Consider the following 11930-nt stretch of genomic DNA (forward strand, 5'->3'; position numbering starts at 1 on the left):
TCGGATCACCTTCTCATCGGTCATTGTCTGTATACCAGCGAATCGTGCGCGCAATGCCTTCTTCAAACGGCACTTCCTGCCGCCAGCCAAGCTCATTTTTCAGCTTTGACGCATTGATCGCGTAGCGCCTGTCATGCCCTTTTCGGTCTTCGACGTGAGCAAACAATTCCTCACAGCCCAAATGTTTCATGATGATACTCGCCAGCTCTTTATTGGTGCGTTCATTTCCGCCGCCGATATTATACACCTCACCGTCGGTTCCTTTTTCTAAAATAAGCTTGATGGCGCGGCAATGGTCCTCTGCAAAAAGCCAGTCTCTGATCTGAAGTCCGTCGCCGTAGAGCGGAACCGGCAAGCCTTGTTTTGCATGGCGGATAATCGTTGGGATCATTTTTTCACTATGCTGATATGGTCCGTAATTGTTGCTGCAGCGTGTAATAATAGCCGGCAGTTTGTGTGTTTTCACATACGATAGAACAAGAAGGTCAGAGCTCGCTTTGCTCGCGGAATAAGGGTTGTTAGGAGAAAGCGGCGTTGTTTCCGTAAATGCGGGATCATTCGCTTCTAAATCCCCGTACACCTCGTCTGTTGAAATATGAATCAGCTTTTTGGCTTTTCCTTGTAAGACTGCCTCAGCCAGACGGTATGTGCCCATGACATTCGTTGTGATAAACGGCTCCGCTTGGGAGATGCTTCTGTCTACATGCGATTCCGCGGCGAAATGAATCACGGCGTCATAGGTCTCGTCAAACGCCCGGTCGATATCCTCCTGAATGCTGATATCACCTTTTACAAACCGAAACCGGCTGTTTCCCTTTAGTTTTTCGATTTCCTGCGGGTGGCTGGCATACGTTAATTTATCTAGAACGGTAATGCGCGCATCCGTTTCCTTCAGCATGAGCTTTGTAAATGTGAGCCCTATGAATCCGGCCCCGCCTGTAATGAAATATGATTTTGCCATAGCTATTCGTCCTGTCCTTTCTGTAAAGCCTGATGTACCAGCCGGGAGGCGAGATAAAGAGATTCGTGTGTTCCTGCATCGACCCACCAGCCCGATAACACATCATACGTAAGCTTGCTGTTTTCAATGTATAAATTATTTACATCGGTGATTTCCAGCTCGCCGCGCTTGGATGGTGATATTTGTTCAATATACGAAAACACCTCTGCATCATACATGTAAATGCCGGTTACACAAAGGTTGGTCGGCGGATGTGCAGGTTTTTCAATAATGGATCGAATGTGCTTGTTTTTCTCATCAATCTCAGCAATCCCAAAACGTTCTGGATCATCCACTTCTTTCAGAAGCACTTTCGCCCCTTTTCCCTGCTGTTGAAATCGCTCCGTATAAGGCTTTAATGAATCTTCGAATATATTATCACCTAATAATAAAATGAAAGGCTCCTTTCCGGTAAAGCGTTTTGCATATGATAACCCATCTGAAATTCCCGATGCGGCGGGCTGCACTTGATAAGTGACAGAGACGCCAAGCTCCTCCCCGCTTCCCAGCAGCTTATAAAACTGCGGCATGTGCTCTTTTTGGCTAATGAGTAAAATCTCTTTAATTCCGGCTTCCTCAAGCTTCATTATCGACCAGTAAATCATCGGATAAGGGCCTACAGGAAGCAAATGCTTGTTGACAGCTTTGGTTAAGGGCATAAGGCGTGAGCCGTTTCCTCCGGCTAAAATGACACCTTTCACATTAACACTTCCTTACGTGCATTTTTATATCTTATCATCAAGCAAATCATAAAGAATGGCTGATACCCGTTTCATTCCTTTTCCATCTACGAGCGGCCTTCCTCCCTCGTGCAGAGAAAGACGGAGAGGATAGCTGCTGAATATTTGTGACATATGATAAGCAAGCTTTTCGACGGATACATTCTCTCCCAAGCCGAGATCAAGAGCGGCGCCATGTTCCGCAAATTTTGCAGCGGTTGCGGTTTGATGGGCAACCTGAGAAAGCACGAGGCACGGCACGCCGATACAGATCGCTTCATAAAGCGAGATGCCGCCGGCGACAATGGCTGCATCTGCTTGCTTCATAAACATAGCCATGTCATTTGTCTGCTCGATTAGTGCGTATTGGGGTTTGTTTTGAATCAATTTACGGACCGCCTCTTGATGCGGTGAAGCGCTGCCCATGATAAAAATCATTTTCTTGTGTTTCCTGTCCGGGAGCTGATCGGCCGCTGCTATCACTTTAAAAACAAGCTGCTTTGGATCGCTTCCTCCTAATGCAACAAGGATATTGCGGCAGTCTTCCTTAAGTGCGTAATCAGCTCTTGCGGCTTGAAAGGCAGGGTGGAGAATAAGATAATCCGGACCTTCATAGACACGGGTGTTTCCCTGATCGTAAACCTTGCTTCTGACATCGCCGTAAATTCCGTTAATGACCGCATTACTTTGACCTATCGCTCTCTCATTTTTTTCTTCGAACAGAACGATTTTGGCATCTGTGCCTGCTTTTATTTTTGTTAATAAATCGACAGGTGCACCAAGGATATCGAATAAAAGCAGATCGAGCTTTTTATCGTTTATTTCCCGGAGAATACATTCATTTTGCTGAAGCTCCGGATTTACGATGACCTGCCAGTACTCTTCTTGAAGAAATTGTTCAGACTCGTCATTTGTGTAAAACGTAATGGAACAGCGTTGTTTGAGTTCTTCCGCAAGCCTTTTCATTCGAACGGCGTGCCCCATTCCTTTCTCGAACCCGCCGTCTGCGAATATCCCGATATGCATGCTACTCAACCTCTTTTTGCTTTGTCATACCGTTCATCGCCGCCAGATCAGGGTGCTGGTTCAGCAGGCTGATTAACTCTGCAGCCGAGACATCAGGGCGCTCGCCTGCTTTTTGATAGAGGGCTGAGACCAATTGATAGTCTTCCTCCGTATCGACGGTCAGCCGATATTGAGGAGCGCAGAGCTGTTCCGGAGCCTCTAAAAACTGCAAACGGTAAAGATGGGGATGTTTCCGGACATACAAGGTGACATGCTCTTGGTATTTATCCTCCAGCATTTTGATGCCGCTGATATCGAGCAAAAGCTTGGCGCTCACCGCTTCACCGCAAATGCCTAACGGCGTGTTCAGGATATACGTATAATCCGCACCTTGATCAAGATGAGCTGAAATCATCATATCGAGCAACTCTGGATCGACAAACGGATTATCCCCCGTTAAGCGGATGACGACTTCCGGTTTCACAGCCTTTATGACGCGCGCAAATCTGTCGAGAACCCGTTCCTCACTGCCGCGGAAAACGCGAATGCCGTTCTTGATGCAGTGTGCCTCTAATACATCGTCGGCTTTTTTGTCAGATGTAGCGATGACAAGATTATCGCGCTCCTTTTGATAGAACGAGCTTTGCCGTACGCGCTGAACGAGAATATCGAGTAAATGCTCCGAGCCAAGCGGACGCAGTACTTTTCCAGGAAGGCGTTCCGATCCCATTCTCGCCTGCACGATAAAAAGTATGTCAACCATGGGACGGGCTGTCCTTCGTTAAAATATCTTCCCATGTAATGCCTGTGTCTGCCGGGATGTCCCTTACCGCACGCACACCGCCGGTCAATAGCTCAAAAAATCTCGGGTGCAGCCCCTGAGGCTTTTGTCCGGGGCGGAGCACGGCAATATTGTCTTCGCTGAAGGCATCACCTTTTTGAATCGGAGCCGTTGTGAAAATTCCCCTGTATGCAAATGTTCTGATTTCACCCTCAATGGCAGTTGTTGTTTTGTATGAACTGCCCAGCAGCTTTTCAGAAACTGGCTTCCTGATGCCTTGTTTCAGTTCGGCTTCCGTTTCCCTGATGGCCTTGACCATTTCCTTTAATTCATCCGGATTTAATGCAAATGAATGATCAGCCCCCGGCAGGTTTTTATCGATAGTAAAATGCTTTTCTATCAGTCTGGCGCCGAGCCGGACCGCGGCACATGGCGCTTCTGTCGGGTGCTCGCTATGATCCGAAAAACCGATGAGCGCATCCGGAAAAGCGGCGGCAAGCATCGGGATCACACTGAGGTTGCTGTATTCAGGCGGTGCAGGGTATTTCGCCACACAATGCATAATGGCAATTTCGTGGTTGCCCTCTGCTCTGATGGTGCGCCAAGCCTCATGAATATCAGCAATTTCCGCTCCGGCTGTCGAAAAAATCATCGGCCTGTTCATGCGGGCGACGTACTTGAGCAGCGGGAGATGGTTAATTTCATAGGATGCGATTTTAAAAGCACTTGGAGAAGTGGAAAGCAGCAGATCAGCTGATCCTTCATCACACACCGTGCTTAAAAAGATCACCTGTTTCTTGCGACAGTAGTCCAAAAGCGGATTAATCCACTCCGCGGGCAATTCCATGGACTGAACGAGAGAAAAAATTGATACATCATTGCCCGCAGCCGTTTTGTATAATCCTGGATCCTTCTGATACATCTTATCAGCCTGGAACATTTGAAATTTCACGGCATCTGCACCCGCTTCCGCCGCGGCATCAATCAGTGCAAAGGCCTGATCCAATTTTCCGTCATGATTAATTCCTGCCTCGGCAATGATAAAAACGGGAGCATCTTTGCCGACAGTTTTATTTGCGATCTGAAAACCTGCCATTATTTCGCCTCCTTGCCCGGCCAAATGTGATAATAGTAATATGATTGAACAGCGGTGAAGCCCATTCTTTCATATAGGCGTATCGCTCTGACATTATGAAGCTGCGTCCCCGCTGTTACCGTTTTATGCTTCAGCGTCTCCGGTTGTTCTATGAGATTCGCCAATAAATGAAACGCGATACGCTTGCCTTCATACCCCGGCTTCACAGCCATCAAATCAAGCGCATACTCATCACCTTTTGATAAACCTTGCAGGTAGCCGATTATTTCCCCATTATATTTAGCGGCAATATTGATATCCGCTCTCCCCATCAGATTGTTTCGTGTCCACTCTTGAAAGATTTTGTTCGCCGCCTCACGGCTGAGATAAGGATCGTGAAAATATCTGCTTTTCATAAATGCGTTGCTGGCTAACTGGCAAATCTCTTCGGTGTCTCCAGGCTCAGGCTGAACCAGTTCAAAAAATGGCGGCGTTTTTTCATATATAGACGGGGTCTTCGCCAGTTTAAGCAAACTGCCGACAAAATAAGAGGACGGCTGCTGCTGAATGACATGTACTGCTCCGATATCCTCTGCCGGTACACGCACAAACACAAAATCCGTTTCATCCGTTTGCCGAACAGAATAAAAGGCCTGAAATAGCTGTTTTAGCTGTCCTGTGCTGTTAGCCGCGAGAAGCTTTACGTTCATGACTTTTTTCTGAAGCATTTTGCTTTCCCAAAGAGCGTCTTCATACAGCATCACGCCTTGAAGCTGGCTGTTTTCAAATAGGCCGATCGAAAATTGATACGACCCGTCAAGTGTCATCTGTTTGCTTTGGAGAAATTCCATGATCGCCTCTTTGGAAACATTCTCTTTTATCGTATACACCTAACCAGCCCCTTTTGCGATGTCCCGCACGGCCTCTATCACGTCGTTGACATCTTCGTCAGACATTGATGGATACAGCGGGAGTGACAGGGTGCGTTTGTAATACTTCATGGCGAGCGGGTAGTCTGTTTCCTTAAACCCGAATTCCTTTTGATAATACGGATGAATATGCACTGGGATAAAATGAACACTGGTCCCGATATTGTATTCATCCTTTAGAGCCGTAATCATTTCATCCCGAGTGACGCCGGCCTGTTTTTCATCAACTTGCAGGACATATAAATGCCAGGCGTGCCGTCCTTCGTTATGAACAAACGGCGTGATCAGCCCCGGGATTTGCTGAAAAGCGGCTTGATACTGACCCGCGATCTCTTCTCTCCGTTTTTGCATGTCATCCAGCCGTTTCAGCTGATGAAGCCCGAGCGCCGCCTGCAGATCAAACATGTTCATTTTGTAGCCGGGCGACTCGACCTCATAGTACCAGCTGCCATTTGAAGAATAACGGTTCCACGCGCCTTTGCTCATGCCGTGAAGGCTCAGAACCCTGATTTTGTCGGCAAGCTCCTCATCATCCGTCGTCAGCATGCCGCCTTCCCCTGTCGCCAGGTTTTTGGTCGCGTAGAAGCTGAATGCTGTCGCATCCCCGATGGAGCCGATCATTCTCTGCTTATAAGTGGTGTATACTGCATGCGCCGCATCCTCGAGCACAAATAGACCGTGTGTTTGAGCAATGGCTAAAATCGCGTCCATGTCACAGGACTGCCCGCCAAAGTGGACGGGTACAACGGCTTTCGTCCGCGGTGTGATCGCCGCCTCAAGCTTTTCCGGATCAATGTTAAGCGTCTTTTCATCTATATCCGCAAACACCGGCGTTGCTCCGGTATGAATAATCGTATTGGCGGTTGAGCTGAACGTCAGTGGAGAGGTGATGACTTCATCACCCGGTCCGACCCCTTTTGCTTTTAAAGCCAAAAATAAAGCAGCGGTACATGAATTCAGCGCCACGGCGTGCTTAGCACCGACAAACGCGGCAAACTCCTTTTCAAACTGCTGAACCTTCGGGCCTTTGGAAAGCCATCCGGATTCAAGCGTTTCTGTGACCTCCTGAATTTCTTCCTTTCCGATCAGCGGCAAGGAATAAGGAAGAAAATGATTTCTCTTTTGCACCATTTCTTTGCGCTCCTATCGTTTTATTCAGAATGATCCCGCCTGTAATCAACCCCTGTTTTTGCTTTCAGTTCCGAAAACAAGGCGAGCGTCGACTCAGTAACCGGGTAATTAGAAGCCGTAAATGACAGACGCGCCGCTTCTGCCTTCTGATACATGGCGGGATTTTGAAGAACCTCAATCAGGGTGCGCGCTAATTCCTCCGGTTTTTCAAATAAAAAATCGCCAAGAGACTCGTAATACGGATACGTGCGGTTTCCGGTCGATTTCCCGATCAGTGCGGGCTTTTGAAACAGCATGGCCTCAAGACCCACCGTTGAGGTTTGTGTTACAGCGGCGTTAGCATACATCAGAATATCGTACAGATCCATCTCTTTTTTGATGACTCTGCATGCTTTATGTTTTTTTGCCGCCGCATGATACAGATCCAGCTTGTTTTTTCCAATTTCCCATGGGTGAGGTTTAATGATGATTTGCAGCTGTTTTTGCGTGGAAAGCTCATCTAACACACTTGAATAAAATTCCTCGGAGAAAGGCTGTGTCGCGATCAAAACGATTTTTTTAGACGGGTGAAAGGCCAGCTTTCGATAAAATACTGACATGTCCATAGGTGTCCTGTTAAAAATTTCGTCAAAGCGGGGATGACCCGTTATGAGAATCTGTTCTGGTTTGCAGCCTTTTTGCTGATACCAACCAGCTTCATATGCGCCAAAAACAGCCTGATAGGTTGTAAAAACGGGCAAGAAAGCTTCATCACCCATCAGCGCTCCATGCTGAAGGCAGATGCTCACGGCCCCTCTCCTTTCGCACATAAGAGCGAGCACCCTGCTGTAAATGTCTTCTGTCGTTCCTACAACAACGGCAGAAATGTTCTCTTTCGTGAATAAAGCATCTACTGTGTCAATGGCTTCCATGAACAAAGGAATATCCTTGAAAAGCCGTTCACGAAATGCTTGATCACCGAATGCCGGGTGGTCGTCATAAGCCGAAAGAATCGAAAAAGCCTTTTCAAGATATGGCTTCGGGTCGCCTTTTTCACATGAAGCAGCCACTTCAGGCTTGCTGATCACAGGCAAATCGCAATAATTTGGCATACTCCATCTTGCCAAAACAGCTGTTTTCTCAGGATCAAATTGGTAGTAATTTTCGTTTACAAAACGAAGGTGATCAAAATGCAAGATCACTTTTCCCTTAACAGGCGCGTCATTTATTTTGGCAATGCTCTGTTTTTTCTCTTCAAAAAACGTCTGAATCTGACCTTCATCGATATGCTGATCCGCAGGTCCGAATAATTCCGGTTCTTCTTCCATCATCACTCTCAGCTCAGGGCTGATGTATTGGTAAAAATTACTGATAAGCCCGAGCGGAATCCCCTTGTAGCGAAGCCTGTCAAAAAGCTCCGCATACTTCCGGTACAGCACCCAATAATTGCTTAAATAGGCCGACACACTCTCACCCCATTCCAAGCTTTTTTAATGATTCACGCAGTTCGCGGCAGTTGCGCTGCGGAGGAAGATTCCGAACGAACTCGTTTTTTTCTGACTCAAACAGCTGAAAATGAATGGATTGATCTGTAATATAGTTCAGATCAAGCTCCTCGGCCAGCGGGTAAAACGGATAAAAATGATTGACTCTCCAAAAGAACCGGGCATCACCGATCCGGTAAAACGCCGGGCTTTCATCCCAATAAGAGCCAAACGCCTCCTTTACCTTCTCGAGCACCGAATACCTGTGCATCACCGAGCAATGGTCAATTGCGCACGGAGCGTTCCACGTTACTTGACTGGCGGGCCTGACAGTTTCTTTTATAATGTCTCGATTCTGGTTTAAATGATAGGTTTTCGAGCTTGAGTAGATCACAGCCTTTTCCGGGTGACCATCGAGTTCACGCACCATCTTTAACAGCCGATCCGGCATATAGATGTTGTCATCCGTCGCATAGGTGATATATTCACCCTCTGCCATCTCAATCGCTTGGTTGATCAGGGCCGCGTATCTCGTTTTTTCCGTTCTTTCCTTCACTCCAGATACATCGCTTTGATAGAAATGCACACGGTTATCATTCAAAAAGGGACGGATTTCATTCAGCGTCTTTTCATTTGAGTTGTCATCCATAATAAACAATTCAAAATCAGAAAAAGTTTGTGAGAGTATGCTTGAAATGGACTTTGCCACATAATCGCTTTTGTTATAACTCGTCATAATCACTGAAACTTTCGGCAAATCCTACACCTCCTTCTTGAATTTCCACACATGAAACTAACGTTATCTTATGTTGGTTAAGCGCAAGTTGCGCTAGGAATACAGACCAATATGCGAAAAGATTGTGTAGGTCCATTGAAAAAACAGTGATCGGCCAGAGAAATCGGCACGCTCACTGTTCTTTTTTTCAGCATATTCCAAGCTTTGGCCTCATAAGGTGAAAGAGATAAAAATCGCACTAGCGACTAAGATCGTTTGTCATCGGAGGTGAGTCATCTCGGATCGTTTATTTATACATCCGGAACATGTTCTGAATGGTTTTCATAAAAAGGAGGAACGATATGAAACCGAAAAAAAATCAATATCAGCAAATGCAGGGATATGATATGCAGGGGTATTCGCCTCAATTCGGCCCAAATCCGTACCCGCAGCCGCAAGGGCAAGGCCCGCAAATGCAAGGTCCACAAATGCAGACGATGGGACAAATGCAGCAAATGCCCATGCAGCAGGGGCAGCAAGGCTTCGGATTCCCCACTCAGCAGCAGGGCCAGGGCGGCGGGTTTCAAATTCCATCGGGGCCGACGCCATCGGGCGGCCAAAACATTCCCGGCATGCTGCCTGTCGAGGAATCATATATCGAGAATATACTGCGCCTGAACAGGGGAAAAACGGCTACCATCTATATGACATTTGAAAACAGCAAAGAGTGGGGATCAAAGATTTTTCGCGGGGTCATCGAGGCTGCGGGCCGGGATCACATTATTATCAGCGATCCAAAGACAGGAACCCGCTATCTTCTGCTGACGATCTATCTTGATTACGTCACCTTTGATGAAGAAATTGCATATACCTACCCATACTCGATGTCATCCTATTCGCCAAGATAAAGAAAAAAGCCAATCACTCAAAATCATGAGGATTGGCTTTTTTATTTATAGATATTTGACGGCTGCGACAACGATCATGATCCAAGAAATAATGAACGCCACACCGCCAAGCGGCGTGATTGCCCCGAGAATGGAAATTTGCGTCACACTGAGGATGTATAAGCTTCCGGAAAACAGCACAATCCCAGCAAACATCAGCCAGCCGGCTGTTGTGACGCTGCCGATGCCAGACAGTTTATCCGCAAGAAACGCGACAACAAAAAGCCCCAGCGCGTGATACATATGATACTGCACGCCAGTGTGCCAAACCTGAAGATATTTATCGGGAATTTTCCCTTCTAACCCGTGTGCGCCAAATGCCCCGAGGCCCACGGCAAGCATGGCATTAATAGCGCCTAATATGAGAAATATTTTCATCTATTCTCTCCCGCCTTTTCGTTAAACTCATATCAATTATCATATCGCACCTGTATGAAAATTCAATGTTTGTTCTCTGATGACACGAGATTGTCGGATTTTCTCCTGCGCCAAAGCTGAAACTGATCCATCGCTATTGCAGCAAGCGTCCCTAAGACAAGCCCGTTGCTTAACAGAGAAATAAACACCGGATGCATATCCTTTAATGCACTTTCTGGCACAAACATAATGCCGACACCTGTAAGCAGTGAAATGCCGATCACAGCCCGCACTCTTTTCAGCTCTGATTTCTCATAGGAATCAAATTCAGTAAACGCCAAACCAACCATTGCCGAGAACACAACAAAGTTTACCGCGAATCCAACGGGTGACGGCAGGCTCGCAAACGCATTCATAAAAAACGGAATCACACTGATGAAAACGACCAGCATACTGCCGAGAACAAACGGCTTTTTAGAAGGCATCTTTGTCGTTTCAATAAAACCCGCGGCTCCCGAAATCGGAACCGGTGCAATGGCTCCAGACAAACCGCTCAGCAAATGGCTGAATGCAGCCGCAAAACCGGCAGGGCGCTCATGATGCTTTCCATCTGTCTGTTTGCCGAATTTTTTCACCGCAATGTCCACAACCTTCATACTTGCCAGCATGTTAACGATCAGCAGGATCGTAATAAAAACCGAGGTGATGGCTAGGCCGCTGTTAAATAACGGGGCACCGAACGGAAACAGAGACGGCAGCTGAAACAGCCGATCCGGCATTTCGATCGGTTTCGCAACGCCCGCAGCAGCAAACAGCATCCATCCGCCGAAAAGGGCCAATAAAATAGAATATTGCTTTAAAAAAACGATATGAGAATTTGTCATGATAAAAGCTGCGGCGACGACAACCAGCGCGAGGACAAATACAAGACCGTCCACGCTGTCTTTTAAATAGCCGATGCCGAGAAGCCCTTTTATTATCGGCTGGCTCAGCTGCATGACGAGCAGCAACAAATAGACCCCTGTCACAACCGGAGTAAACAAGGCAGCAAGCCGGTCAATGACCTTGAAGACACTTAACAAAAAGAAACATACAGCGCTTACAAGAAGCGCCCCCTGCAAGCCTCGCAATGTTTCGCCATATGTCGCAAACACCGTTCCGGTCAGGCCGCCGTAGATCGTGTACACTCCCCACCACAAGCCGGCAGGGCTTTCATTTATAGGCAGCCGGTGTCCTTTCAAACACTGAATAACTGCGGCAATTCCCAATACAAAAAAAGTGCTTTGAATCAGCCGTGCAGAATCTGAATGATCCAGATGAAACGACTGGGCAACCGCCACCGGAACAACAATCGCCGCGGCAATCATAAACGCTGTCCATTGCAGAGCGCCAAGAACCAATTTCACGTAAGCTCAACCTTTCTGATTAAAAATCAAATAAAGACTCTCCGTTTCCATCCTCTTCCTGCTTATCTTTTTCCTGCTTCCGATATTTGTTTAATCCCGCGCTGCCCATCATCTTTTCCATCAGCAGCTGGTCTGTCGAAGGCGGCGCCGAAGGATTTGGCGTGACACTCGGCTGAATAAGCGGCGCGCTCCCCGTCTCCGGCTGATCCAGTACGACGTCGCACAAAGAACGGACGACCGCCACGTGACGCTTCAGCTCCTCATCACCTTCAACCGTCTTTGCTTTCTTCAATTCCTCTTCCATCTTCTGAATCAAAGCGGATATATGAATGTTCATAAAAAATCCTCCAAAAATAAAATGTAGTCTCCCTGCATTTTATCAAATTCCCGCCGCAAACGCAG

At 47.2% G+C, this 11930-nt stretch carries 13 protein-coding genes; 1 reads left to right on the forward strand and 12 read right to left on the reverse strand.

The window, feature by feature from the left end:
• Positions 1 to 13 precede the first annotated feature (13 nt).
• The 9 genes from rfbB to spsA are packed head-to-tail and all read right to left on the reverse strand — an operon-like array spanning position 14 to position 8860.
• The gene (gene rfbB, locus P3L57_RS18945) at positions 14 to 961 is read right to left on the reverse strand and encodes a dTDP-glucose 4,6-dehydratase (RefSeq protein ID WP_010332324.1); all 948 of its coding nucleotides are present in this window, start codon (positions 959 to 961) and stop codon (positions 14 to 16) included.
• A 2-nt stretch (positions 962 to 963) separates the two neighbouring features.
• Positions 964 to 1701 carry a sugar phosphate nucleotidyltransferase gene (locus P3L57_RS18950; protein WP_059292292.1) on the reverse strand — a complete coding sequence of 246 codons (738 nt, stop codon included), beginning with the start codon at positions 1699 to 1701 and terminating at the stop codon, positions 964 to 966.
• Positions 1702 to 1725: 24 nt separating this feature from the next.
• The gene (locus P3L57_RS18955) at positions 1726 to 2745 is read right to left on the reverse strand and encodes a PseG/SpsG family protein (RefSeq protein ID WP_264798215.1); all 1020 of its coding nucleotides are present in this window, start codon (positions 2743 to 2745) and stop codon (positions 1726 to 1728) included.
• 1 nt (position 2746) lies between these two features.
• The gene (locus P3L57_RS18960) at positions 2747 to 3487 is read right to left on the reverse strand and encodes a cytidylyltransferase domain-containing protein (RefSeq protein ID WP_264798216.1); all 741 of its coding nucleotides are present in this window, start codon (positions 3485 to 3487) and stop codon (positions 2747 to 2749) included.
• Positions 3480 to 4601, reverse strand: coding sequence for an N-acetylneuraminate synthase family protein (locus P3L57_RS18965; protein ID WP_199397826.1), 1122 nt, complete (start codon positions 4599 to 4601; stop codon positions 3480 to 3482). The genes P3L57_RS18960 and P3L57_RS18965 overlap by 8 nt, the downstream gene beginning before the upstream one ends.
• Positions 4601 to 5470 carry a GNAT family N-acetyltransferase gene (locus P3L57_RS18970; RefSeq protein ID WP_059335182.1) on the reverse strand — a complete coding sequence of 290 codons (870 nt, stop codon included), beginning with the start codon at positions 5468 to 5470 and terminating at the stop codon, positions 4601 to 4603. Before P3L57_RS18970 ends, P3L57_RS18965 begins: the two co-directional genes overlap by 1 nt.
• Entirely contained in the window at positions 5471 to 6640 is a 1170-nt protein-coding gene (locus tag P3L57_RS18975; RefSeq protein ID WP_059335183.1) for a DegT/DnrJ/EryC1/StrS family aminotransferase, read from the reverse strand.
• 20 nt (positions 6641 to 6660) lie between these two features.
• Entirely contained in the window at positions 6661 to 8085 is a 1425-nt protein-coding gene (locus P3L57_RS18980) for a CDP-glycerol glycerophosphotransferase family protein (RefSeq protein WP_264798217.1), read from the reverse strand.
• Positions 8086 to 8089: 4 nt separating this feature from the next.
• On the reverse strand, positions 8090 to 8860 hold the full coding sequence (gene spsA, locus P3L57_RS18985; RefSeq protein ID WP_044159893.1) for a spore coat dTDP-glycosyltransferase SpsA: 771 nt from the start codon (positions 8858 to 8860) through the stop codon (positions 8090 to 8092).
• A 320-nt stretch (positions 8861 to 9180) separates the two neighbouring features.
• On the opposite strand from spsA, the gene gerQ reads away from it, so the two are divergent.
• Positions 9181 to 9726 (forward strand): spore coat protein GerQ, encoded by a 546-nt coding sequence (gene gerQ / locus P3L57_RS18990; RefSeq protein ID WP_024123267.1) that lies wholly within the window; start codon positions 9181 to 9183, stop codon positions 9724 to 9726.
• 45 nt (positions 9727 to 9771) lie between these two features.
• On the opposite strand, the gene P3L57_RS18995 is transcribed toward gerQ, so the two are convergent.
• From P3L57_RS18995 to P3L57_RS19005, 3 genes are all read right to left on the reverse strand, one after another.
• On the reverse strand, positions 9772 to 10143 hold the full coding sequence (locus P3L57_RS18995; protein WP_044159897.1) for a DUF423 domain-containing protein: 372 nt from the start codon (positions 10141 to 10143) through the stop codon (positions 9772 to 9774).
• A gap of 62 nt (positions 10144 to 10205) precedes the next feature.
• On the reverse strand, positions 10206 to 11528 hold the full coding sequence (locus P3L57_RS19000) for a purine/pyrimidine permease (RefSeq protein WP_069486757.1): 1323 nt from the start codon (positions 11526 to 11528) through the stop codon (positions 10206 to 10208).
• Between the two features lie 19 nt (positions 11529 to 11547).
• Positions 11548 to 11865, reverse strand: coding sequence for a YwdI family protein (locus P3L57_RS19005; RefSeq protein ID WP_069486756.1), 318 nt, complete (start codon positions 11863 to 11865; stop codon positions 11548 to 11550).
• Positions 11866 to 11930: the final 65 nt, after the last annotated feature.

This window comes from Bacillus sp. B28, assembly GCF_029536185.1.
Lineage (GTDB): Bacteria > Bacillota > Bacilli > Bacillales > Bacillaceae > Bacillus > Bacillus halotolerans.